The organism is Acidocella sp. C78 (genome assembly GCF_907164655.1).
In genome coordinates this window covers 115,597-139,856 of the sequence record NZ_CAJQZK010000002.1, presented here as the reverse complement: position 1 = coordinate 139,856, position 24,260 = coordinate 115,597, and the positions used below count along the sequence as shown (strand labels likewise).

Genomic DNA, 24,260 nt, shown 5'->3' with positions numbered 1-24,260 from the left:
AAAATCTCGAGTGAAATCAAAGATCTCAACTTACGATACCGTATCGTTCCGGGTTTGACTGTTTAAGTCGGGCAAGAATGGAGATACTAGAGGTAAGGTTTTCGCGATTGAGCCTAATCCAGATGTTTTTAAAGTGTTAGAAATTAACGCAGCGCTAAATTCTCATATATGCGATATTATTCCTCTTCGTATAGCGATATCCGACGCGGATTGCGAGATTGTTATAAATGATCACGGAAATGCGAATTGTAATGGAGGAATCATTTCGGACACATTTTCAAATGAATTGCAGGAAAGACTGAAATCAATAACAGGATATTCCTTTAAAGCACATGGCTATACACTTGAATCTTTTGTCAAGAAATTCCTTACGGAAGATGAAGCAGAGTCTTTATCATTTATTAAAATTGATTGTGAAGGATACGATAAAGAGATATTACGCGCATCGCGCGATTTTTTAGTCAAAAGGCGTCCGATTATCCAAATTGAATGGTTTGATTGGTTTTCTTTGGAAGAATCGGCTGATATGTTCTCTGTGATTTCGTCGATAAATTATACGGCAATCAACCCGTTTACGGGTGCAGTCGTTGAATATAATGAAAAATTGCCAGATCTAATACTATTGCCAAATTGATTCGGTTCGTTTTGTGTTTATTTAAGTAATTTATCATAGATATTTTTTAGCCGCCCCGCATGCGCCTCCGGCGAAAACAACGCCCCCTGCCGGAGGCCACGCGTCGCAAGCTCGTCCCGCAGCGCCTCGTCGCCATCGACCATCGCGATGGCACGGGCGATTGCCCTGGTTTCATAGGGGTTGACCATCACACAGGCATCGCCCGCCACCTCGGGCAGGGAAGCGGCGTTCGAGGTGATCACCGGGGTGCCGAGTTGCATCGCCTCCAGCACCGGCAGGCCGAACCCTTCATAAAGCGAGGGAAACAGCGCCGCCCGCGCGCCGGCAATCAGCGTCATCAGCAGCGCGAACGGCACGTAGTTCAGGCGGATGATGTTGTTGCGCCGCCCCGTCCCCGTCTGCAGGTCTTCCAGGAGCTTGAGTTCATGCTCCGATTTCCACGCCTGCGCGCCGACAATCACCAGCGGCGTGGGCACGCCGCTTGAGAGATAGGCCTCGATCATCCGGCCGATATTCTTCTTGGGCTCGATCGAGCCCCAGAACAGATAGTATTTGCGATATTCAAGGCCGAATATGCCCTCCAGCTCCCGCGCAACCGCCTCAGCCGGGCGGTTGAGATAGGCCTCGGGCACGTAGACGGACTGGTAGGTGTTCGTCACCCGCGAGGGCGAAACCCCGAACAGCTGGATGATATCGGCCTTCGACGATTCCGAAACGGTGACGATATGGTCCGCCCGCTCACAGATCGCGGACACCAGGCGGAAATAGCGCCGCTTGTTGTCCAGCGTCGTGTGCGGAAGGCGCAGCGGCACGAGATCGTGCAGGGTATAGACATTGGGAATCCCCCGCGCATGCAGCGGCAAGGGGTAGGTCCAGTGCATCAAATCCGGCGGCGCCTCGAACTGCACCCGGCGCAGCGGCGCGGAACGGCTGAAATTCGCGTGCGAAACGCGGAACAGATCCGGGCTGTTATGAATGGCGTCGAAATAGGGCAGACGGGAGGCGAAGGAATCCGCGATCACGAGGCCGCTCATCGGCACCTGGGTGGCGGAGAAGCCAATCCTCGCACGCCCCCAGTTCAACACGTCTTTCCAGGCCTGGGTGAGCGGGGATATTCGCGGCTGGTAAGTGTCGAAGAACGCAATCTCCTTCATGGCCGGGCTCATTTTGGCGGACGGCTTGTTCCCGTAAAGCACACCCACCCGATAGCCGAGATCGCGGATGCAGTAGCTCAGATTGCGCGCATAGGTCGCAACACCGGTGCCGCGTTCGAGGTCGAGATTGCGGCCGTCGATCATGATTGTCTTGGCAGGGGGCGCCGCGCTGGCATCCGGGGGTGTCGCACTCACGCTCGTCAAGGTCCTCGTGATGTCCGGTCAGATGTGGTAACGGATAGGTTTAACACCGATACCCCGATCGGCCGGATGGCGCCATGCCCGGCATGCGACCCGCGTGAAGCAATGCGCGGCGGGAAACGCTTCAGCCGCCCGCCAGAGTTTCGCGGCCCGGCGTTGCGCATTCGCGCGCGGCGCGTGCCCCGTCGAGAAACAGTGTCACCGCGCGGGCGATGCGGGCGTCGATTTCCGTGCGGGTGCGCGTCTTGCCGATGCCGAGCAGCATTTCGATGTGGATGTTTCCGATCGCCATGCCGTAGAGCATGTGCGCGGTCTCCTCGGGATCGTCGATGGCGAGATCGCCGCGTGCATTGCAGGCCACGAAATAGTCGCGCAGGCATCGCGGCAGGGTTTGGCGCCCTCGCGGTCGAGCAGGCGCGACAGGGTTCGGCCATGCATGTATTCCGCCATGATCAGGCGCGCGAGGGCGATGATCGACGGGCTCATGACATGATGGGCCCAGAGCCGGATCATGTCGTTCAGCACGTCCTCCACCGCGCGGCCCTCGGTTTCGATGCCGGACACATCGAGCGGGCGGCGGCGGCGTTCGAGAAGGGCGGTGAACAGATCCTCCTTCGATTCGACAAGCTGATAGAGCGTCCGCTTCGACATCCCGGCCTCGGCGGCAATGTCGTCCATCGTCGTGGCGTGATAGCCTTTCCGCAGGAATATCCGCTCAGCCGTTTCGATCAGCGCGTCCCGCCGCTGTCGCGCCGAATCGGCGGTATCGCGCCGGCGGCAGACTTTCGTGACAATGTTCATCGGTCGGTTCCTCGCTGAACTCTCAATTCGCAAGAAAGACCGCCGATTTCAACACGAAAAACTTCCGCTCCGCGCATCTTGACGTATCGGCAGGAAACTCGATAGTTTCCAGACATCCATCAAGGAGGCTCTTGCGCGCTTGCTCGCGGCCAAACCGGACCAGACAGGCAGCGCGCGACAGGTGTCATATATCATGAAGTCCACTGTTACTCCGATGCGTCGCCGTGCCGGGCTGGCAACGGCCCTGTTTGGCACCGCGCTGCTCGCCGGCTGCGCGGTCGGGCCCGATTATCATCAGCCCGCGCCCCCGGCGCTGCGCGGCTACACCTCCACCCCCTGCCCCACCGGACCGCCGCGACCAGCGGCAAGGGCGGCGCGGCGCAGGATCTGGCGGTCGGGCGGAAAGTCGCCGGGGCGTGGTGGGAGCTGTTTCATTCACCGCGTCTGGACGCGCTGATCCGCGGCGCGCTCGCCAACAACCCGAGCCTCAAAGCCGCGCAGGATACCCTCCTCGCCGCGCGCGAGAGCACGCGGGCGACCGAAGGCGGATTTTTCCCCTCGGTGTCCGGCAGTTTCCAGGCGGAACGGCTGCGCAGCGCGCTGGGAACGACCGCGGTCGGCTCCGGCGGCGCCAACGCGACCTACGCGCTGCGCAACGCCTCGGTAGCGGTTTCCTATGCGCCCGACATGTTCGGCGCCACGCGCCGGCAGGTAGAGAGCCTGCGCGCCCAGGCCGAGCAGCAGCGCTTCGCGCTCGAGGCCGCCTATCTTTCGCTGACCGCGAACATCGTGACCGCCTCGGTGACCGAAGCGTCGCTGACGGCGCAGATCGCCGCGACGAAAAAGATCATCCAGGCGGAGAAGCGGCTGCTGGACATTCTCGACCGCCAGGTGGCACTCGGCGGCATTCCCGAGACGAACGCCCTCACACAACGGACGCAACTGGCCCAGACCGAGGCGACGCTGCCGCCCCTGCGCAAGCAGCTCGCCCAGAGCCGCGACCAGCTCGCCGCCTATGACGGCGTGGCCCCAAGCCAGTTTCACATGGCCGATTTCACCCTCGCCGACCTGACGCTGCCAGGTCGGCTACCGGTGAGCCTGCCCTCCGCGCTGGTGCGGCAGCGGCCGGATATTCGCGAGGCCGCTGCGGTGCTGCACCAGGACACGGCGCTTGTTGGCGTCGCCACCGCGAACATGCTGCCGCAAATCACCCTGTCGGCCGGCATCGGCCACGAAGCGCTGAACGGCCAGGCCCTGTTCGCGCCGCAGACGCTGATCTGGAACCTCGCCGCCGGACTCACCCAGCCGCTCTTCGAGGGCGGAACGCTGCTCAGCAAACGCCGCGCCGCGGTCGCGACCATGAAGGCCGCAGCCGAGACCTATGAGAACACCGTGGTGCTCGCCTTCCAGAACGTGGCCGACACGCTGGAGGCGCTGCATTACGACGCGATCGCCCTCGCCGCGGACACCGCCGCCGAACAGGACGCGCGGCGCAGCCTCGACCTTGTCGAGCGCCAGTTCCGCCTCGGCGGCGTCCCCTATACCTCGGTGCTGACCGCCGAGCAGACCTACGAGACCGCGGCGATCAACCGCATCAAGGCCACCGCCCAGCGCTATGCCGACACGGCGGCGCTGTTCCAGTCGCTCGGCGGCGGCTGGTGGCACCGGCAAGACGTGAAGAAGCAAGTCGAAACCTGCTGTGGAGTATTGCCATGACGGCGCCCACCCCCGGAACCACCGGCGAAACACCCGCGCGCAAGGCGAAGAAACCTTCGGTCGTGCTGCGCATGATCGTGATGCTCGTGCTCGTGGCTCTGGTGCTCGGCGCCATTTTCGGCTTCGGCGCGTTCCGCGACGTGATGATCGCGAAGTTCATCGCCAAGCTGAAGAACCCGCCGCAGACCGTCGCGACGATGGTCGCGAAGCAGACGCCGTTCCAGGACACCGAAAACGCCACCGGCAGCCTCGTGGCGCTGCAGGGCGCGGCACTTTCGGCACAGGTCGCCGGCATCGTCGACACGATCGATTTCCGCTCCGGCCAGGATGTGAAGAAGGGGCAGCTGATGCTGACACTACGCCCCAACAATGACGACGAGGTGCTCGCCCAACTCGAGGCGACAGCGAAGCTCGACGGCATCACCTATCGCCGCGATCTCGCGCAATATCAGGCGCGCGCGGTCAGCGCGCAGACGGTCGATACCGACCGGGCGAACCTCGCCAGCGCGGAAGCGCAGGTGCGAAGCCAGAAAGTGCTGATGCGGGAGAAGAAGATCTACGCCCCCTTCTCAGGGCGGATCGGCATTCGCGCCGTGAATGTCGGCGAATTCCTCGCCGCCGGCACGGCGATCGGAACGCTGGAGCAGCTCGATCCGATCGCGGTGGATTTCTACCTGCCGCAGACCGCTCTGAGGACGATCCATCCCGGCATGAAGGTCGAGGTGACGGTGGATGGATTCCCCGGCATCGTTTTCAGCGGCAAGGTCACGGCGCTCGACTCGGCGGTTGGCACCGCGACGCGGATGATCCAGATTCGCGCGGTGCTGACCAATCCGCATGACGAATTGCGGCCCGGAATGTTCGCGCGGGTCAGCATCGATATCGGCGCGCCCAGAACCGAGATCACCCTGCCCAAGACCGCGATCGCCTATAATCCCTACGGCGACACGGTGTTTCTCGTGAAACATGACAAGCAGAGCAAGACCGGCAAGTCCGCCGAGCAGGTCTTTGTCACACTCGGGCAGACAAGGGGCGATCAGGTCGCGGTGCTCAAGGGCGTCAAGCCGGGCGAGGAGGTCGTCGTCGCGGGGCAGGTGAAGCTGAAGAACGGCACGCCGGTGGCGATCAACAACAAGATCCTGCCGCAGAACCTGCCGAACCCCTCGGTGCCGAACGAATAAGCGCGCCATGAAAAATCTCACGACACTCTTCATCCGCCGCCCGGTGCTGTCGATCGTGGTCAGCGCCGCGATCCTCGTGCTCGGGCTGCGCGCGCTCGGCGGGCTTCCGGTGCTCGAATATCCGAAGACCGAGAACGCCACCATCACCATCACCACCAGCTATCCGGGGGCCGATCCGAACACGATCGCCGGTTTCGTGACCACGCCGATCGAGCACGCGATCGCCCAGGTCAACGGCATCGACTACATGACATCGCAGAGCCAGACCTCGACCAGCACGATCAAGGTCTATCTCATCCTGAACTACAATCCCGACAAGGCGCTGACCGAAATCCAGGCGCAGATCCAGTCGGTGCTCAACCAGCTCCCCTCGGGCACGCAGCAGCCGCAGCTCAAGCTGCAGGTCGGCCAGCAGCTCGACGCGATGTATATCGGCTTCAAGAGCAAGGTGCTTTCGCCGAACCAGGTGACCGACTATCTCACCCGCGTCGTCCAGCCGCAGCTGCAATCGGTGCCGGGCGTGCAGACCGCGGAAATTCTCGGCGCGCAGAACTTCGCGATGCGGATCTGGCTCGAGCCCGCGAAGCTCGCCGCCTACGGGCTGACCGCCACCACCGTCTACAACGCCCTTGCCGGCAACGACTTCATCAGCGCGCTCGGCAGCACCAAGGGCGCGATGACGCAGGACACGCTGACGGCATCGACCTCGTTGCACAGCGCCGCGGCGTTTCGTCGCCTGATCGTCAAGCAGTCGGGGAGCGCGATCGTGCGCCTCGGCGATGTCGCGCGGGTGCAGCTCGGCTCGGACAGCTATGAATCCGAAGTTGCGTTCGACGGCAAGCCGGGTGTCTATATCGGCATCCAGGTCGCCCCCTCCGCCAACCTGCTGTCGGTGATCCGCGGCGTCGAGACGCGCTTTCCGGAAATCAGGAAACAGTTGCCGGCGGGGCTGGACGGCGCGATCGTCTATAACTCCGCCGCCTTCGTGAACGCGTCGATCCACGAGGTGGTCGCCGCACTCATCGAGGCCCTGCTGATCGTGGTGCTGGTGGTGTTCGCCTTTCTCGGCACGCCGCGATCGGTGTTCATCCCCGTGATCGCGATTCCGCTGTCGCTGATCGGCACCTTCGCGGCGATGCTGATGCTCGGCTTCTCGATCAACCTGCTCACCCTGCTTGCCCTCGTCCTTGCGATCGGGCTGGTGGTGGACGACGCGATCATCGTCGTCGAGAACGTCAACCGCCATCTCGACAATGGCGAGACCAAACTGCACGCGGCGATCAACGCCGCCGCCGAACTGGCCAGCCCGATCGTCGCGATGACGGTCGTTCTCGCCGCGGTCTATGTGCCGATCGGCTTTCAGTCCGGCCTGACCGGCGCACTGTTCACCGAGTTCGCCTTCACCCTTGTCTCGGCGGTGACGGTTTCGGCGATCATCGCCCTCACCCTGTCGCCCATGCTCTCCTCGCGCCTGCTGCACCACATCCCGCGCGATGGCACCGACTGGGAGGCAAGACTGGTTCACTTCATCGACCGCCTCTTCAACGCGGTGCATCGGCGCTACATGCGGATGCTGCGGGGCAGCCTGCGGACCCTGCCGGTCACGCTCACCTTCGGCGCCATCGTTCTCGGCAGCATCTACTTCCTGGCGACGGGGGCGAAAAGCGAACTCGCCCCGCAGGAAGACCAGGGGGTGGTGATCCTGTCCTCGACCTCGGCGCCGAACGCCACGCTGCAGCAGAAGCTGCTCTGGGACCGCGAGCTGAACCGGCTGATGATGTCGCACAAATCCGTCGGGCATACGTTCCAGTTCGAAACGCCGACCTTCGCGATTTCCGGCATGGTGCTGAAGCCATGGACGGACCGGACGACGAATTCGACCCTGCTGCAGAACGAAATCCAGAAACAGGCGGCCGAAGGGATTGCCGGTCAGCAGATCGTCGCGTTCCAGCCGCCGCCGCTGCCCGGCTCGCAGGGCCTGCCGGTGCAGTTCGTCATCAAGACCACCGATCCGTTCAGCACGCTCAACGGCGTGGCGCAGAAAGTGCTCGGCGCCGCTCTCAAGACCGGCAAGTTCATCTTCCTGCAAAGCGACCTGAAGATCGACCAGCCGCAGGCCACGGTCGTCATCAACCGCGCCAAGGCGGCAACGCTCGGTCTGGACATGAGCCAGGTGGGCGCGGCGATGGCCCAGGCCCTCGGGGGGCTCTACGTCAATTATTTCAGCCTCGACAACCGCTCCTACAAGGTCATTCCGCAGGTGGGCCAGAAGAGCCGGCTGAACGTGTCGCAGCTGCTCGACTATCCGGTGGCCAACATCAACGGCGTGCCGATCCCGCTCGGCGCGATCGCGACGATCCGCAACGAGGTGATCCCGGAATCGGTCAATCACTTCCAGCAACTCAACGCCGCCACCATCCAGGGCGTCGCGGCTCCCGGCGTCTCCACCGGCGAGGCGGTGAAAGTCTTGCAGCAGATCGCCGCGAAAGACCTGCCGAGCGGCTATGATGTCGATTACGGCGGGCCGATGCGCCAGTTCATCCAGCAGCAGGGCGGCTTCCTGGCCACGTTCGGCTTCGCGGTGATCGTGATTTTCCTCGCCCTCGCCGCGCTGTTCAATTCGTTCACCGATCCGCTGATCATTCTCGTGTCGGTGCCGATGGCGGTCGTCGGCGCGCTGATCTTCATCTATCTCGGCTTCGGGCTCAGCCTGAACATCTATACCGAGGTCGGCCTCGTCACGCTGATGGGCCTGATCAGCAAGCACGGCATCCTCATCGTCGAGGTGGCGAACGAGGCGCAGCTCGCCGGCATGACCAAGCGCGAGGCGATCGAGCACGCGGTCGGCATCCGGCTGCGGCCGATCCTGATGACGACGGCCGCAATGGTGCTCGGCGTTCTGCCGCTGATCATCGCGAGCGGCGCCGGTGCCGCGGCGCGGTTCAACATGGGCATGGTGATCGCCGCCGGCCTGTCGATCGGCACGCTGTTCACGCTGTTCGTGCTGCCGGCGGTCTACATGGTGGTTGGGCAGAAGCATCGCACGGAAGAAGAGGTCAGCCCCGGCTGACCTCCTCCTGCCAGGGATTGGCGACATGACCGGAACCGGGATCACCATCGGCGAAGCCGCGGCGCTGAGCGGCGTTTCGGCCAAGATGATCCGCCATTACGAGCGGATCGGCCTGATCGCGCCGCCCCTGCGCGGCGAGACCAACAACTACCGGTTTTATGACGCGGCGCTGGTGCATGAGCTGGGCTTCATCCACCGGTCGCGCGATCTCGGCTTCAGCATCGCCGACATACGGGCGCTGCTCTCGCTCTGGCGGGATCGCAACCGTCCCTCGCGCGAGGTGCGCGCCATCGCCGTCGCCCATATCGCCGCGCTCGACGCCAAGGTGACGGCCTTGCAGGCGATGAGCGCACAGTTGCGCCACCTGGTCCATAGCTGCGAGGGGAGCGACCGGCCGGATTGCCCGATCCTCGACGAACTGGCGAGCCCCGGAGACTGACGCCCGTTCCCGCGCGGCGCCTTTGCCTCCCCTCCTGACCTCGGCTTATGATCGTGCGTGCGAAGCCGGCACGACACGGCCACCGGGAGAACGACGTTTGATCCGACACGGCGCAGCGGGATTACACGGGCGATGAACCGGATCGCCGGATGGATCGGCGGGCGGCTCGCGCGGTTTCTCTCCGCCCCCGCCCATCAGCACGCCATCGCCCCGGCCACCGATGTCGCGCTGCTCGCCTCATGCCTCGAGCCCGGAGATGTCGTGCTGGTCGAAGGGCACAGCCGGTTCAGCATCGCCATCAAATATCTCACCCAGTCCACCTGGTCGCATGTGGCGCTCTATGTCGGGCTGCGCCGCCGCAACCCGGCCGAGCCGCCAGAACCCTGCTTCGTCGAAGCCGACGTGGTGGAAGGCGTGCGGCTGGTCGGGCTCGAAGCCTTCCGGGATTACCATCTGCGGATCTGCCGGCCCGTCGGCCTGTCGGAAAACGAACGGCAGAGGGTGATCGATTACACCCTCTCGCGCCTCGGCGCGCAGTATGATCTGAGAAACGTGTTCGACCTGCTGCGCTACATGATCCCGATTCCGCCGGTTCCGGTGCATCTGCGCCGCAGGCTCATCGCCTTCGGCGCCGGCGACCCGACACGGGCGATCTGTTCGACGCTGGTAGCGCAGGCGTTCCACACGGTCCTTTATCCGATCCTGCCGATGACCGGCCCGCACGGCTCGCACGCCCATGACTGCGACGTCTGCGTCGCCGAAATCCTGCGCGTGCGCGACCATCAGCTTTTCGTGCCGCGGGATTTCGATGTTTCGCCCTATTTCGAGGTGGTGAAACCCTCTCTGGCCGGCGGGCCTGCCGCGCTCGAAGCCGCGCGGCAGGCGCTGCGGGGGCCGGATGGCGCGGGGCGCCACCTCTGGCGATAGAGCGTGTTCCGATCCTTCCGGGTCGAATGTCGCGCTCCACGGTCCTGAAGCCGCCGGGAACCGGCCCCGAGCGGCTTCAGCGGTGTGTTCAGTGATTGTCGCGCGGCACACCGAAACGTTCGGCGACGCGCTGATATTGCGGCGCGTTCTCCAGCACCGCGCCGGTTTCGAGCTGGCCGGTGAACCGGCGATGGATTTCCTGCCACGGCGTCTGGTTCACCAGATCGGGCAGTGACAACGCCGCCCGCCGCGCCGCGAGTTCCGCCTCTTCGATCAGGATGTTGGCGCTGCGATCCTTGAGATCGACGCGAATGACATCGCCGGTTCGCAGCAGCGCGAGCCCGCCGCCGACCGCCGATTCCGGCGAGGCGTTCAGGATCGAAGGGCTGCCCGACGTGCCGGACTGCCGGCCATCGCCAATGCAGGGGAGCTGGTTCACGCCCTGGCGGACCAGCGCATCGGGCGGCAGCATGTTCACCACTTCGGCCGAGCCGGGATAGCCGATCGGCCCGCAATTGCGGATCACCAGGATGCAGTTTTCATCGATATTCAGGGCGGGATCGTTGATCCGGTGGTGATAGTCCTCCGGCCCCTCGAAGACGATCGCGCGGCCCTCGAACGCGTCCTCGTCGCCGGGGCGGCGCATGTAGCGATTGCGAAACTCCTCTGAAATCACCGAGGTCTTCATGATCGCGCTGGAAAACAGATTACCGCTCAGCACGGCGAAGCCGGCGTGCTCGGCCAGCGGGTCGTCGAAGCCGCGGATCACGTCGGCATCGGCGCTGCGCTTGCCCGCATTCTCCTCGCCCATGCTGCGGCCGCTGACGGTCAGCGCGTCGGCGTGGAATTTGCCCTGGCGGATCAGCTCGCCAATTACCGCCGGCAGCCCACCCGCGCGATAATAGGATTCGCCGAGATACTTGCCCGCCGGCATCATGTTGACCAGAAGCGGGATCTCGTAGCCGATCCGGTCCCAGTCCCCGATGTCGAGTTCGACGCCGATATGCCGCGCGATCGCGATGACATGCGGCGGGCAGTTGGTCGAGGCGCCGATCGCCGAAGCGCAGACAATGGCATTCTCGAACGCCTCGCGGGTCAGGATCTTAGATGGCCGCAGATCCTCGTGCACCATCGCGACGATGCGCTTGCCGGTTTCATAGGCGATCTGCGCGCGCTCCCGATAGGGGCCGGGAATGGCGGCGCAGCCGGGCAGCGACATGCCGAGCGCCTCGGCCATCGCGTTCATCGAGGATGCGGTGCCCATCGTGTTGCAATGGCCGACGCTCGGCGCCGAGCCGGCCACCATGTCGATGAACTTGTCGTAGTCGAGCTCGCCGGCGGCGAGCCGCCGGCGCGCCTCCCACACGACGGTGCCGGAGCCGACCAGCTCGCCCTCGAAATGCCCGTCCAGCATCGGCCCGCCAGACAGCACGATGGCAGGCAGATCAACCGTCGCGGCCCCCATCAGCATCGCCGGCGTGGTCTTGTCGCAGCCCGTGGTCAGCACCACGCCGTCCAGCGGGTAGCCGTAAAGCACCTCGACAAGGCCGAGATAGGCCAGATTGCGGTCGAGCGCGGCGGTCGGCCGCTTGCCGGTTTCCTGGATCGGATGCACCGGAAACTCGATCGGCACGCCCCCGGCGGCACGGATGCCATCGGCAACGCGCCTGGCGAGTTCGAGATGATGGCGGTTGCAGGGCGAAAGGTCGCTGCCGGTCTGCGCGATGCCGATGATCGGCTTGCCCGATTGCAGCTCCTCGCGCGTCAGCCCGTAATTGAGGTAGCGTTCGAGATAGAGCGCCGTCATCCCCGGATTGCCGGGATTGTCGAACCACTCTGTGGAACGGAGACGTTTCGGGGTGCTGCTCATGGCATGTTCCTTCAGTTCGACCAGCCGCCGTCGATCACATGGGCGACGCCTGTGGTGAAGCGGGATTCATCGGACGCTAGATAAAGGGCGAGCGAGGCGATCTCCTCCGGCGTGCCGAGCCGGCCCATCGGCTGCCGGGCGACGAATTCGGCCTCGATGACCGTCTCACCGACACCGCGGGACGCGGCAAGCGCGGCGATGCGCCCGCGCAGCGACGGGCTTTCCACGGTTCCGGGGCAGATCGCATTGCAGCGCACACCCCGCGTCACGTAGTCCGCCGCGACCGATTTGGTCAGCCCGACCACGGCGGCCTTCGACGCGCCATAGGCGAAGCGGTTGGGCACACCCTTGATCGATCCGGCGGCGGAGGCGATGTTGACGATCGAACCGCCGCCGCCCTCCAGCATGCCCGGCAGGAACGCGCGGATCATGTGGAACATCGCCGTCACGTTCAGATCGAATGAAAACGTCCAGTCGCTGTCCGAGCAGTCGAGCACCGACCCGTGCGCCACATGGCCGGCCGCGTTCACCAGGATGTCGACCCGGCCGAGCGAAGCCGAAAGCGCGCGGATCGCGGCATCGTCCAGCACATCGAGCCGCGTCGTCTCGGCGCCGGCAAGGCCCGCGAGAGCCTCCGGATCGCGATCGGTCGCGATCACCCGCGCTCCCTCGCGCACCAGCACCTCGGAAATGGCACGGCCAATGCCCTGCCCCGCGGCGGTCACCAGCGCAGTCTTTCCCGCAACCCGCCCGAAATGTGCCATTTTATCGTTGCCTCCCCGCAGTGTTGCCCGCCTTCCGCCAGCAATTTGATTATTACCGATAACGGACATCCTCGGCAACCGTCACGCCCTCTATCTCGGCAGCCCCATGCCGGCTATTCTCCGCCGATGGATTCCCGCACGGCCCTTGTCGTCATCGATGTTCAGGCGGATTTCTGCGCCGGCGGCGCGCTGGCCGTGCCCGATGGCGATGCGGTGGTGCCGGTGATCAACGCGCTCGCGCGGCATTACCAGACCGTGGTGATCACGCAGGACTGGCATCCCGCCAATCACGTCTCCTTCGCCAGCCAGCACCCGGGACAGGACCCGTTCGGGACGATCCCCCTCGCCTACGGGCCGCAGGTGCTCTGGCCGGATCACTGCGTGATGGACACTGCCGGCGCCGCGCTGCATCGCGATCTTCACGTTCCCCATGCCGCGATGATCCAGCGCAAGGGATCGAACCGGCTGATCGACTCCTATTCCGCCTTCCTCGAAGCCGATCGCACAACCCGCACGGGCCTCGACGGGTGGCTCGCCGCGCGCGGCATCGAACGGGTCGATCTCTGCGGCCTCGCGACCGATTACTGCGTCGCCTGGTCAGCGCTGGATGCGCGGCGGTTCGGGCTGGAGGCGCGGGTGATCGAGCCGGCCTGCCGGGGAATCGACCTTGAGGGATCTCTGGCGGCGTCATGGCAGGCGATGATGGCGGCCGGCGTGGCGCGGGTCGCTTCGGTCTGATACCAGCGGAGACATGGACGAAGACGGCGATTTCCGGCGCAAGAGGCAGCGGGCCGCGCGCCGGCGGGGCGTTCTGGCCGCCGCCGCGATCGGGCTGATCGCGCTGCTCGGGCTCGCCGCGGTTTTCGGCCCGCTTCTGGTCTCGGGGAATTACCATCGTGGCGCGATCGAACGTCTGGCCAGCCACGTCGTCGGCCGGCCGGTGTTCATCGAGGGGCGGATCACCCTCTCGCTGCTGCCCGATCCGCAACTGGTGGCGGAGGACGTGATCATCGGCGGCCCGCACGGCGCGCAGGCGACCGCCTCGGTTCTCAAGCTCGAACTCTCTCCAGGCCCGCTGCTGTTCGGCCGGCTTCGCGCCCACAGGCTGACCCTGCGCCGGCCGGACATCAACCTGCCATGGCCGCTGCCCGGCGGCGCTGGCGCGATCGCGCCGCCGCCCTGGCTCGGCTCGCTGCACGCCACCATCGATGACGGCACGTTCCATGTCGGCCCGCTGCGGCTCGACCACGCCAATCTGTCGATCTTCACCGGCGGCCCGCGCGCGGTGATCGCCGCCGGCGGCACGATGCGGATCGGCGGCGTCGAGGCGGCGATGACGCTCGATATCGACGATACCGGCAGCACCGGGCCGGCGCCGGTGACCGCCACGCTCAAGCTCCGCGGCGACGGCCATGCCGAGCTGATGTTCCACGGCACGCTCGGCCATGACAGTTTCCTGGCCGGCGCCTTGGAGGCGAAAGCCGACAAGACCGCCGTGGCCGGCCTGCTGCCGGCACTGAAGGCATCCGCCGCGCCGTTCGACATCACGGCAAGACTCGCCGCGACCGGACAGCAGGTCCGGCTCGATGACGTCACCCTGCGAGCGGGAGCGATGCGGGCGGTCGGAGATACCGTGCTCGCCCTCGCGCCCGCGCCGCTGCTGCGGGTGACCGCCCGGGCGACGGGAGTCGACCTCGATCTGGCCGCCGGCCTGGTCTCCCGCTTGCGGCGTCAGCTGCCGGTCGCCGCCGCGCTCGACGTCTCCGGCACGCTCTCCGGGCTGCCGGTCAACGCCGCCCGCGGCTCGTTGCTCGCCGATGATGCCTCGCTGCGGGCGCAGCTTCTGTCCGCTCCGCTGCCAGGGCAGGCGAGACTCGGATTTTCCGGCGAAATGTCGCCAGCCCTGAACGGACATTTCACACTGCAGGCGCAAGACCCCGCGGCAACGCTCGCCATCTTGCGGCATCAACTGCCCTATCTGCCCGCATGGCCCGGAAACGCGGGCCGGCTCGACGCCACTGGCCTGGCGAGCGTTACGCCCGGCGGCACGCTGGCGCTCGACGATGTCGCCGGCCATGTGGCGATGGGGCCGGCCCTGACCGGCTTCACCGCCGCCTTGCGCCTGACCCCGTCGCCCGGCCAGGCAACGCGCATCGCCGCCCGGATCGACCTCGACCGGCTCACCCTTGACCAGACGATGGTCCAGGATCTGCTGGCGACGCTCTCCGATCCGGCACCACGCTATGCCGGGCCGGTGCGGATCGCCGTGGGAGCGCTGGAAACGCCAGCCCGTCGACCGAACGAATCTTCGCGGGTGGTTGGACGCGATCTCAGGATCGACGCCAGCCTGCGCGACAAGGCGGCGGGGGGCGGTCTTCATATCCGTCTCGCGACCCTGCGCATGGGAGGCGCGCTGCTGATCGGGCGGGGACTGCGCAAGGCGGATGGCGAGATCGTCAGAACCCGCCTGTTTCTGGCCGGGCCGGACGCAAGCCGGGAGGCGACGACCCTGGCGAAGGCGTTCGGACTGCCGGCCGCATGGGACAATCATCCCGCATTCCGGCACGATTTCTCGCTCACGGCCCTGGCGGACGGCAGGCCCGACGCCTTGGCGACGCATATCCGGTTGCGCATCGGCATGGTGCGCGCGGCGGCGCGCCCCAGGATCGATCTTGCCGCCGGCACCGCCGCCGGATCGCTCGCGGTCCGCGCGCCGAACGCAGCACGGCTGATCCTCAGCCTCGGCGGCGCCAGCCTGCTTGGCGAGCGCCAGGGGCTGGGCTGGCCGGGCCCGGGTTCGGCCAGTCTCAGCGCGGCCGGATACGTGACGCCCGGCGGCTTCGGCCTCTCGGATTTTGTCGCCTCGCTCGGCGCGCTCACCCTCTCCGGCCGGGTGGATGTCGACACGGCGCATGGCCCCAGGCGGATCTTCGGCCGGATGACGGCCGACACGCTGCCGCTTCCCGCCCCCGCCATGCTGATCGAGCTGGCGCACGCCGCCCTTGGCAGTGATATGCGGATCGACATGCCGCGTCTGACCGCCGCGCGGATCGAGCGTTACGGCGAGACGCTCGCCCGGCGGGCGGATTTCGGGATCAGGCTCGACCAGGGAAAGCTGGCGCCGCATCTGTCGATCGATATCGGCAGCGCCGGATTCGCCGGCGGCAAGCTCTCCGGCCGGGCCGTTCTCACCGGCGCCTCGGGCAGCACGCCGCCGACGCTCAGCCTGCGTGCCCGGCTTGCCGGCGGGGACTCGCAAGCGATCGCCGCCCTCGCGGCATCTCACGGGCTCGACCTGCCGCTTGCCGGCGGAACCCTCGATATCGGAGCCGATCTGATGGCGCAGGGGGATGAACGCCCCGCCTGGCTGCACACGCTGAGCGGCAGCGTGACGGCAACCAGCCATGACATTTCGCTGCGCGGGCTGAACCTCGCGGCCGCGGGCCAGGCCCTCGCCGCGGCGACCCGCGCGCCGCACCCGATCGGCATGATCGCGGCGTCTCACATGCTGCGGTCCGCCCTCAGTGCGGGGCACTCGGCTTTCAGCCTGCTCAACCTGACCGCGACGCTTGGCGACCGCACGATCCGGCTCGACCATGCCGCCCTCAGCGGGCCGGCCGGAAGCATGAGCGCAAATGGTCACCTCGATCTCGTCGGGGATCGGGTCGAGCTCGAACTCGCCGTCCATCCGACGAGTCCCGATGCGAAGCCCGGCCCCGAACTGTCGATCGATATCAGCGGCCCGACCTCACATCCGAAGCGGCGCGTCGACATCGCCAAGGGCATCTTCTGGATTCGCCACGCCCTCGCCGCGGCCAAACCCGGCCCAGCCGCCCCGCCGCCGCGATAGCGCACGCATGCGCCGGGCCGGCCAGCAAGCATCGCCGCTCGCCGAACCGAACCCACAATAATCGAATTTCCAGAGAGTGGTGGAGAGGGTTGGATTCGAACCAACGTAGGCGTGCGCCAGCGGATTTACAGTCCGCCCCCTTTAGCCACTCGGGCACCTCTCCGCCGCCCGTAATCTTCGATCAGGCCAGCGTTGTCAACAGCGCCCCGCGCACGCTAGAGAGCCGCCATGGACAGACGCGACCCTCAGTCACACCCGCGCGGCGGGCGGACGCACAAGCAAAATCGCACAACCCCGCCACATGGGCGCGGCCATGGCGACAACGCGCGCGAGCGGCGCCCGCAGGCGCCCGGCGGCGGCTTCTGGCTCTACGGGCTTCACCCCGTCGAGGCGGCGCTGGCGAACCCGGCGCGCCGGCTGCGGCGGCTGCTGGTGACGGAAGAGGGGGAAGCGACGCTTGCCGCCCGGTTGCCGCAACCCTGGGCCATCCAGCCCGAACGGGTTGAGCGCGACCGGCTGGAACACATGCTGGGCCGCGGAATCGTGCATCAGGGAATCGCCTTGCAGACCGACCCGCTGGTCGCCCCCACCCTGGCGGACGCCCTGAAGCGCCCCGGGCCGGTGCTCGTGCTCGATCAGATCACCGATCCGCGCAATGTCGGCGCCATCCTGCGCTCGGCGCAGGCCTTCGGGGCGGCGATGGTCATCGCGCAGGAGCGCAACGCGCCCGAGGAAGGCGGCGCGCTCGCCAAGGCGGCATCCGGCGCGCTGGAGCGCATGCCCCTGCTGCGGACGGTCAACATCGCGCGGGCGCTGATCGCGCTGAAGGCCGCGGGGCTCTGGGTGATGGGGCTCGACGCCGCCGGCGCGTCGTTCCTCTCGCGCGACGCGCTGGGCGGCAGGCGGGCGGCCCTCGTTCTCGGCGCAGAGGGCGAAGGTCTGCGGCGTCTCACCCGCGAAACCTGCGACGAGCTGGTCTCGCTGCCGATGCCGGGCGGGATGGAAAGCCTGAACGTGTCGGCGGCGGCGGCCGTCGCGCTCTACGAAATCATCCGGTAGACGAAGGTTTCGCTGCCGGCGGCACTTTCCTCGACCGCGAGGTTCAGCATCATGTCATGATGGGGGGACAGGCCGCAGGCCGGGTCGGTCGCGCCCGCATCGCCGGTGATGGCCAGCGCCTGGCAGCGGCAGCCTCCCCAGTCGATCTCGGCGCGATCGCACCCCTTGCAGGGCGCCGGCATCCAGTCAGTGCCACGATAGGCGTTGAAGGCTTCCGAATGCAGCCAGATTTCGGCGAGCGGCTTTTCCTGCACCGTGTCGAACCGCAGATGGCCGATCGTCTCGGCGGCGTGGCAGGGCAGCACCTTGCCCGATGGCGTGACGTTGAAGAACCGCCTCGCCCAGCCGCTCATGCATGATTTGGGGCGCGAGGCGTAATAGTCGGGAACGACGTAATCGATGTTCAGAACGCCTTCGAGCCGCTTGCGGGCGTCGTCCACGATGCGGGTCGCCTCGTCGAGCTGGGCGCGCGTCGGGATCAGTGCGGCGCGGTTCTTGAGCGCCCAGCCGTAATATTGCACATGCGCCACCTCGATGCGCTGGGCGCCGGCCTCGACCGCGAGATCCAGCATGGCGGGCAACTGGTGCAGGTTCTGGCGGTGCATCACCGCATTGACCGTGAGCGCGAGGCCGGCATCGCGCACGAGCCTGGCCGCGGCGAGCTTCTTGACATGGGCGTTGCGTAGCCCAGCGACGTGATCGGCGATGCCGCTCTCGGCCCCCTGAAAACTGATCTGGACATGATCCAGCCCGGCCTCGGCCAGCGCGTGCATCTTCTGCTGGTCGAGCAGGACGGCGGAGGTGATCAGATTGGTGTAGAGCCCTTCGCGATGCGCGTGCTGGACAAGCTGCGCCAGATCGTCACGCACCATCGGCTCGCCGCCGGAAAAATGCCCCTGCAACGCGCCGAGCGCCGCGGCCTCGCTGATCACGCGCATCCACGTCGCCGTGTCCATCTCCTCGCGGGCGCGGTCCATGGCGAGCGGGTTGGAGCAGTACGGGCATTTCAGCGGGCAGCGATGGGTCAGCTCCATCATGATCGCCATCGGCGGCGCGACGGCCGCGCGCTTCACCGCCGCGGGTGCAAGATCGTTCATGCCGCGATCATCCCCTTTTTCGCCAGATCGTTGAGCATCTCGATGCAGTCGGCAAGCACCGCGTCGCGCGGCGCCTCGTAGCGGGCCGCCAGAATGTCGGCGATGCCGCCGACACTCGCCGCGCCATCGACGGCCTCGAGAATGGCGACGGCGATCGCATCCGGCATGATGACCAGCTCGGGGGCGAGCAGAACGTGGCAGTTGCGCGCCGCATCGAACCGGAACCGGACATGCCGCGGCAGCCGGGGCACGCTGGCCTCGGTCAGGATCACGACCAGACGCCTTCGTGACCGAACGCGCCGGGCGGGATCAGGCCGGGGCTGACATAGGCATGGTGCAGGGCGTCGAGCTGCGCCCAGAGCACGTCGCACTTGAAGGTGAGCGCCGCGATCGCCTGCTGCTGCTGTTCGGGCGTGCGGGCATGGCGCTTGACATAGTCGAGCGCGAAATCGGCGTCGCGCGGCGCCTGATCCAGGCGCGCGTTGAAATAGGCCAGGGTTTCCCTGGTGATGAAATCGTAATTCGCGAGCATGCCCGAGACGCGTTCGGAAATGATCGTCGGCGAGAACATTTCCGTCAGCGAAGAGGCCACTGCCTCCAGCAGCGAACGGTCGCGCACGAAATCGACATAGGCGCGCACGGCAAAGCGGGTCGCCGGCAGGGCGCGGCGCTCGCTCACCACCGTATCGCGATCGAGCCCGAGCCCCTCGGCCAGGGCCAGCCAGCGGACGATGCCGCCCTCGCCCGGCGCAGTGCCGTCATGATCGACAAGCCGCTGCCGCCAGACCCGGCGCAGCTCGGCATCGTCGGTGCGGGCCATCAGCGCGGCGTCCTTGATCGGGATCGCCGCCTGGTAACAATAGCGGTTGAGCGCCCAGGCCTGCACCTGGCGCTTGTCCAGCTTGCCACCGTGCAGAAGCTGATGAAACGGATGGCGGTTGTGGTATCGCGCGGCGCCCACGGCGCGCAGCGCCGCTTCCAGCTCATCGGGGCTCAGCAGCACGGTCATAGCTCGATCTCCATCCCGTCATGCGCCACGGTCCAGCCGGCGCGCTCGGCCTCGGCCCGTTCGGGCGTATCGTCGAGGATCATCGGGTTGCTGTTATTGACATGAACGAACACTTTCCGCCCAACATCGAGCCCGGCGAAGGCGGCGATCGAACCTTCCGGCCCGCTGACGCTGATATGCCCCATCCGCGCGCCGGTCTTGGGCAGCAGTCCCGCCTCGATCATCTCGTTGTCGCGCCAGAGCGTGCCGTCGAACAGCACGAGCCCGGCGCCGCGCACCCGGGCGGCCACATCCGCCGAAACCCGGGCGCAGCCGGGAATGTAGAAGAACGCCTTGCCCGCATCATCGGCGATGCGCAGGCCGATCGTATCGCCCTCGGAGGAGCCGAAATCCGTCCGGCTGGCATCCTCGGCGTAAAGTGCCACCTTGCCTGGCACCACGAAGGCTTCGACCGTCATGCCCAGATCCCGCCCCATGCCATCCGCGAGCCGGGTCGGCATGTCGACCGGCAGTTCGCGGCGCGGCACCAGCCCGCCATCGAGCACACGAAATATCTTGCTGTCCTCGATCAGATCGAGAATCCGGCGCCCGGCATACAGGGCGAACCGATGGCCTTCGCGCAGATTGAGCAGGCCGGCGGTGAAATCCACATCCCCGCCCGTCAGCACGGCCGCGGCGATCGGGCTGTCGCGCAGGCCTGAACGGGGCTGCAGCGCTGGCGTCGCCAGGATCTGTTCGCGCAGATCGGGCGAGGCGTTGAAGATCACGTAATCGGAATTGTTGACGCTGACGGCGAGAGCCGCCTGGGTACGGGGCCGTGCCGCAGGATCACCGCGCCGGGCGCGCGCGCAATTGGCGCAGGCGCAGTTCCACTGCGGAAATCCGCCTCCGGCAGCGGCACCGAGAATGATCAGTTTCATCGATTCGGGAGTTCACCGGAACCGGCGCAACGCATCGGTTCCGGTGCCTTGGTTCAGATCAGCCGAGATCAGCGCAGGCGTAGCAGTTGATTTCGGTGCCAACGGCGATTTCGACGAGCTTCGGCTTGGTCCACATGGATTTGTCTCCTGGATCGTTGTGATAGGGATGCGTTTTCCGCTTTTGTCTCCGCGAGATGCGAAGTGACGTGACAATACGACATGTCGAATAGGACGCAAGTGGGGAAAGGCCGGTCACGCCCGGTTGTGACAAAACGGGACAGCACCTGGCCGGCAATGACCGCACAAAAAAGGGCGGCCGAAGGCCGCCCTTTTCCGATCACGTCCCGAAGACGCTCAGCCGCAGGCCGCAACCGCGCGGCGGGCCATCACCCCCACGAGATGCGCGCGATAGGCCGCACTCGCATGGATGTCGCTGTTCATGTCGCCTTCAGGCGTCTTCACGTCGCGAATCGCGTCCGGTGAGAAACTGGCCGAGAGCGCCTGCTCCATCGCGGTATGGCGGAACACGCCGTTGTTGCCGGCACCGGTCACGGCGAGGCGGACGCCACCGGCGGTCTTCGCCACGAACACGCCAACCATCGCATAGCGCGACGCCGGGTTGGGGAATTTTTCATACGCGGCCTTTTCCGGAATCGGGAAGGAGACCTCGACGATCAGTTCATCCGGTTCGAGCGCCGTCGTGAACATGCCCTGGAAATAGTCATCCGCGGCGATTTCGCGCCGGGTCGTGCGGATCGTGGCGCCGAGGGCGAGCACGGCCGAAGGATAGCACGCGGAAGGGTCGTTATTGGCCAGGGAGCCGCCCATCGTGCCGCGATAGCGAACCTGCCGGTCGCCGATATGGCTGGCCAGATGCGCCAGCGCCGGGATCGCGTCGGCCACGTCCTTCGAATTGGCCACCTCGCGATGCGTGGTCATCGCCTTGATGACCAGCGCATTGCCCTCGCGGCGGATGCCGGAGAGCCCGAGCCCGGCGAGATCGACCACCGTGCTCGGCTTGGCCAGCCGCTGCTTGAGCACGGGGATGAAGGTCATGCCGCCGGCAAGCGCCTTGGCCTCGGGATCGCTCCCCAGCGCCTTGACCGCGTCGTCGATCGCGGCCGGTTTCTGATAATTGAAATCGTACATTGCGTCTCTCCGTTACTCGGCAGCCATCCGCGGCGTCGCCGCGTTGATGATCGACCAGATCTTCTGCGGTGTCGCCGGCATGTCGATATGGGTGACCCCATAATCGCGCAGCGCATCGACGACGGCGTTGATCACCGCCGGCGGGCTGCCGATCGCGCCGACCTCGCCAACCCCCTTGGCGCCAAGCGGATTGTGGGTGCACATCGTCGACTCGGTCCCGACATGGATATTCACCAGATTATCCGCGCGCGGCATGGTATAATCCATCAGCGATCCGGACAGGAGCTGGCCGGTCTCGTCATAGACCGCGTGTTCGAGCAGCGCCTGGCCGATCCCCTGGGCCACGCCGCCATGCACCTGGCCGTGCACGATCATCGGGTTGATGACCCGGCCGATATCGTCGACCGCGGTGAAGTTGAGCAGGTTGACGACACCCGTGTCCGGGTCGACCTCGACCTCGCAGATATGGCATCCGCCGGGGAAGGTGAAGTTCTTCGGATCGTAGAACGCCGTCTCGTCGAGGCCCGGCTCGAGTTCGTCATGCGGGTAGTTGTGCGGCACATAGGCCGTCAGCGCGATCTCGCCGAACGCCTTCGACTTGTCGGTGCCGGCGACGGTGAACTTGCCGTCCTTGAACTCGATGTCGTCGACCGAGGCTTCCATCAGGTGAGCGGCGATCTTCTTGCTCTTGGCGATGATCTTGTCGACCGCCTTGACGATCGCCGAGCCGCCGACCGCGAGCGAACGGCTGCCGTAGGTCCCCATGCCGAACGGAATCTTGCTGGTGTCGCCATGCACGATCTCGACCTGCTCGAACGGCACGCCGAGCTGGTCGGCGACGAGCTGGGCGAAGGTCGTCTCATGCCCCTGGCCGTGGCTGTGCGTGCCGGTATAGAGCGTCACCGATCCGGTCGGATGGACCTTCACGTTGGCGACCTCGTAGAGACCGGCCCTTGCGCCGAGCGCGCCAGCCACCGCCGACGGCGCGATGCCGCAGGCTTCGAGATAGGTCGACATGCCGATGCCGCGCAGCTTGCCGCGCTTCGCCGATTCGGCACGCCGAGCCTCGAAACCGCTCCAGTCGGCCAGCTCCATGCAGCGCGCCAGCGTCGCCTCGTGGTTGCCGCTGTCATATTGCAGCGCCACCGGCGTCTGATACGGATAGGCGTCGGCCGGAATGAAGTTGCGCCGGCGGATGGCGACACGGTCCATCCCCATCGTCTTCGCCGCAACGTCGACAAGCCGCTCCAGCAGGAACGTCGTCTCCGGACGGCCGGCCCCGCGATAGGCATCGACCGGCACGGTATTGGTGAAGATCGCCTTCACTTCCGAATAGATCGCGGGCGTCGTGTAGACGCCGGCGAGCAGCGTCGCCGAGAGATAGGTCGGCACCGACGGCGCAAAGGTCGAGAGATAGGCGCCGAGATTGGCCATCGTCTTCACCCGCAGCCCGAGAAACGCGCCATCCTCGGCCAGCGCCAGCTCGGCATGGGTGATGTGGTCGCGGCCATGGGCGTCGGTGATGAAGGATTCGCTGCGCTCGCAGGTCCATTTCACCGGCCGGTTCACCTGCGCGGCCGCCCAGGTCACCGCCGCTTCCTCGATGTAGTGGAAAATCTTGGCGCCGAACCCGCCGCCAACATCGGGTGCGACGACGCGCAGCTTGTGCTCGGGAATCTGCAGCACGAACGCGCCCATCAGCAGCCGGATCACATGCGGGTTCTGGCTGGTGGTGTAGAGCGTGTGTTCGCCGGTCGACTGGTCGAAATCGCCGATCGCCGCACGCGGCTCGATCGGGTTGGGCACCAGCCGGTTGTTGACCAGGTCGATCGTCGCGACCTTGTGGGCCTTGGCGAAGGCGGCATCCACCGCGTCCTTGTCGCCGATATGCCAGTCGAAGCAGACATTGCCCTTGGCGTCGTCATGCACGAGCGCCGCGCCCTCGGCCGTCGCCGCGACCATGTTGGAGACGGCCGGCAGCGGATCGATGTCGATCACGAGGGCCTCGGCGGCGTCCTTCGCCTGGTCGACGGTCTCGGCAATCACCATCGCCACCGCATCGCCGACATACCGGACCTTGCCCTGCGCAAGCACCGGATGCGGCGGCTCGACCATCGGCGAGCCATCCTTGCTGTGAATCTGCCAGCCGCACGGCACGCCGCCGATGCCCGCCTTGGCGATGTCGTCACCGGTGAAAATCGCGACAACCCCCGGCATCGCCCGCGCGGCGGAGGTGTCGATCGACCGGATCACGCCGTGGGCGACATCGGAGCGCTTGAAGACGGCATGGGTCTGGCCGGGGCGGTTGATGTCGTCAGTGTAGTGACCGCGGCCTGAAAGGAACCGGCGGTCTTCCACGCGCTTCGGCGAGTCGCCAATGCCGCCCTTCACGATGTGCGGCAAGGTCGTGTCGTTCATG

20 protein-coding genes and 1 tRNA gene are annotated in these 24,260 nt (G+C 66.0%); 9 read left to right on the top strand and 12 right to left on the bottom strand.

The window, feature by feature from the left end; translation table 11 throughout:
* Window positions 1-58 precede the first annotated feature (58 nt).
* Window positions 59-634 carry an FkbM family methyltransferase gene (locus tag ACIDOCELLA78_RS99520; RefSeq protein WP_201727819.1) on the top strand — a complete coding sequence of 192 codons (576 nt, stop codon included), beginning with the start codon at window positions 59-61 and terminating at the stop codon, window positions 632-634.
* A gap of 17 nt (window positions 635-651) precedes the next feature.
* Here the strand turns inward: ACIDOCELLA78_RS99520 and ACIDOCELLA78_RS99515 are convergent, their stop codons facing one another.
* Both ACIDOCELLA78_RS99515 and ACIDOCELLA78_RS99510 read right to left on the bottom strand, forming a co-directional pair.
* Window positions 652-1,983: a glycosyltransferase family 1 protein gene (locus ACIDOCELLA78_RS99515; RefSeq protein ID WP_249675059.1), complete on the bottom strand. Its 1,332-nt coding sequence runs from the start codon at window positions 1,981-1,983 to the stop codon at window positions 652-654.
* A 130-nt stretch (window positions 1,984-2,113) separates the two neighbouring features.
* Entirely contained in the window at window positions 2,114-2,350 is a 237-nt protein-coding gene (locus ACIDOCELLA78_RS99510) for a TetR/AcrR family transcriptional regulator C-terminal domain-containing protein (RefSeq protein ID WP_249675057.1), read from the bottom strand.
* An 827-nt stretch (window positions 2,351-3,177) separates the two neighbouring features.
* Here ACIDOCELLA78_RS99510 and ACIDOCELLA78_RS99505 point away from each other — a divergent pair.
* From ACIDOCELLA78_RS99505 to ACIDOCELLA78_RS99485, 5 genes are all read left to right on the top strand, one after another.
* Window positions 3,178-4,506 (top strand): efflux transporter outer membrane subunit, encoded by a 1,329-nt coding sequence (locus ACIDOCELLA78_RS99505; RefSeq protein ID WP_249675078.1) that lies wholly within the window; start codon window positions 3,178-3,180, stop codon window positions 4,504-4,506.
* Window positions 4,503-5,687, top strand: coding sequence for an efflux RND transporter periplasmic adaptor subunit (locus ACIDOCELLA78_RS99500; protein WP_201727783.1), 1,185 nt, complete (start codon window positions 4,503-4,505; stop codon window positions 5,685-5,687). The genes ACIDOCELLA78_RS99505 and ACIDOCELLA78_RS99500 overlap by 4 nt, the downstream gene beginning before the upstream one ends.
* A 7-nt stretch (window positions 5,688-5,694) precedes the next feature.
* Window positions 5,695-8,757: an efflux RND transporter permease subunit gene (locus ACIDOCELLA78_RS99495; protein WP_201727782.1), complete on the top strand. Its 3,063-nt coding sequence runs from the start codon at window positions 5,695-5,697 to the stop codon at window positions 8,755-8,757.
* Window positions 8,758-8,782: 25 nt separating this feature from the next.
* Window positions 8,783-9,196 carry a Cu(I)-responsive transcriptional regulator gene (gene cueR / locus ACIDOCELLA78_RS99490; protein WP_201727781.1) on the top strand — a complete coding sequence of 138 codons (414 nt, stop codon included), beginning with the start codon at window positions 8,783-8,785 and terminating at the stop codon, window positions 9,194-9,196.
* A gap of 132 nt (window positions 9,197-9,328) precedes the next feature.
* On the top strand, window positions 9,329-10,123 hold the full coding sequence (locus ACIDOCELLA78_RS99485; protein ID WP_201727780.1) for a YiiX/YebB-like N1pC/P60 family cysteine hydrolase: 795 nt from the start codon (window positions 9,329-9,331) through the stop codon (window positions 10,121-10,123).
* Between the two features lie 88 nt (window positions 10,124-10,211).
* Here ACIDOCELLA78_RS99485 and ACIDOCELLA78_RS99480 read toward each other — a convergent pair whose 3' ends face one another.
* Entirely contained in the window at window positions 10,212-11,993 is a 1,782-nt protein-coding gene (locus tag ACIDOCELLA78_RS99480) for an IlvD/Edd family dehydratase (protein WP_201727779.1), read from the bottom strand.
* Window positions 11,994-12,004: 11 nt separating this feature from the next.
* The gene (locus ACIDOCELLA78_RS99475) at window positions 12,005-12,757 is read right to left on the bottom strand and encodes an SDR family oxidoreductase (protein ID WP_201727778.1); all 753 of its coding nucleotides are present in this window, start codon (window positions 12,755-12,757) and stop codon (window positions 12,005-12,007) included.
* A 126-nt stretch (window positions 12,758-12,883) separates the two neighbouring features.
* Between ACIDOCELLA78_RS99475 and pncA the strand changes: the two genes are divergently transcribed.
* Window positions 12,884-13,495, top strand: a complete 612-nt coding sequence (pncA, locus tag ACIDOCELLA78_RS99470) for a bifunctional nicotinamidase/pyrazinamidase (RefSeq protein WP_201727777.1) — start codon at window positions 12,884-12,886, stop codon at window positions 13,493-13,495.
* 13 nt (window positions 13,496-13,508) lie between these two features.
* The gene (locus ACIDOCELLA78_RS99465) at window positions 13,509-16,607 is read left to right on the top strand and encodes an AsmA-like C-terminal region-containing protein (RefSeq protein WP_201727776.1); all 3,099 of its coding nucleotides are present in this window, start codon (window positions 13,509-13,511) and stop codon (window positions 16,605-16,607) included.
* A 77-nt stretch (window positions 16,608-16,684) separates the two neighbouring features.
* Here the strand turns inward: ACIDOCELLA78_RS99465 and ACIDOCELLA78_RS99460 are convergent.
* A tRNA-Tyr gene (locus tag ACIDOCELLA78_RS99460) sits at window positions 16,685-16,770 on the bottom strand.
* 65 nt (window positions 16,771-16,835) lie between these two features.
* Between ACIDOCELLA78_RS99460 and rlmB the strand changes: the two genes are divergently transcribed.
* A complete protein-coding gene (gene rlmB / locus ACIDOCELLA78_RS99455; protein WP_201727775.1) occupies window positions 16,836-17,666 on the top strand; it encodes a 23S rRNA (guanosine(2251)-2'-O)-methyltransferase RlmB in 831 nt (276 codons plus the stop codon).
* Here the strand turns inward: rlmB and pqqE are convergent.
* From pqqE to ACIDOCELLA78_RS99420, 7 genes are all read right to left on the bottom strand, one after another.
* The gene (gene pqqE, locus ACIDOCELLA78_RS99450; protein WP_201727774.1) at window positions 17,648-18,763 is read right to left on the bottom strand and encodes a pyrroloquinoline quinone biosynthesis protein PqqE; all 1,116 of its coding nucleotides are present in this window, start codon (window positions 18,761-18,763) and stop codon (window positions 17,648-17,650) included. The two genes, rlmB and pqqE, sit on opposite strands and share 19 nt — an antisense overlap.
* On the bottom strand, window positions 18,760-19,035 hold the full coding sequence (pqqD, locus tag ACIDOCELLA78_RS99445; protein WP_201727773.1) for a pyrroloquinoline quinone biosynthesis peptide chaperone PqqD: 276 nt from the start codon (window positions 19,033-19,035) through the stop codon (window positions 18,760-18,762). The genes pqqE and pqqD overlap by 4 nt, the downstream gene beginning before the upstream one ends.
* On the bottom strand, window positions 19,032-19,772 hold the full coding sequence (gene pqqC, locus ACIDOCELLA78_RS99440) for a pyrroloquinoline-quinone synthase PqqC (RefSeq protein ID WP_201727772.1): 741 nt from the start codon (window positions 19,770-19,772) through the stop codon (window positions 19,032-19,034). The genes pqqD and pqqC overlap by 4 nt, the downstream gene beginning before the upstream one ends.
* Window positions 19,769-20,692, bottom strand: coding sequence for a pyrroloquinoline quinone biosynthesis protein PqqB (pqqB, locus tag ACIDOCELLA78_RS99435; protein ID WP_201727771.1), 924 nt, complete (start codon window positions 20,690-20,692; stop codon window positions 19,769-19,771). The genes pqqC and pqqB overlap by 4 nt, the downstream gene beginning before the upstream one ends.
* A gap of 58 nt (window positions 20,693-20,750) precedes the next feature.
* Entirely contained in the window at window positions 20,751-20,828 is a 78-nt protein-coding gene (gene pqqA, locus ACIDOCELLA78_RS99430) for a pyrroloquinoline quinone precursor peptide PqqA (protein WP_174504788.1), read from the bottom strand.
* Between the two features lie 218 nt (window positions 20,829-21,046).
* Complete coding sequence (locus tag ACIDOCELLA78_RS99425; RefSeq protein WP_201727770.1) at window positions 21,047-21,841, bottom strand: xanthine dehydrogenase family protein subunit M; 795 nt, start codon at window positions 21,839-21,841, stop codon at window positions 21,047-21,049.
* 12 nt (window positions 21,842-21,853) lie between these two features.
* Entirely contained in the window at window positions 21,854-24,259 is a 2,406-nt protein-coding gene (locus tag ACIDOCELLA78_RS99420; RefSeq protein WP_201727769.1) for a xanthine dehydrogenase family protein molybdopterin-binding subunit, read from the bottom strand.
* Between the last annotated feature and the right edge of the window lies 1 nt (window position 24,260).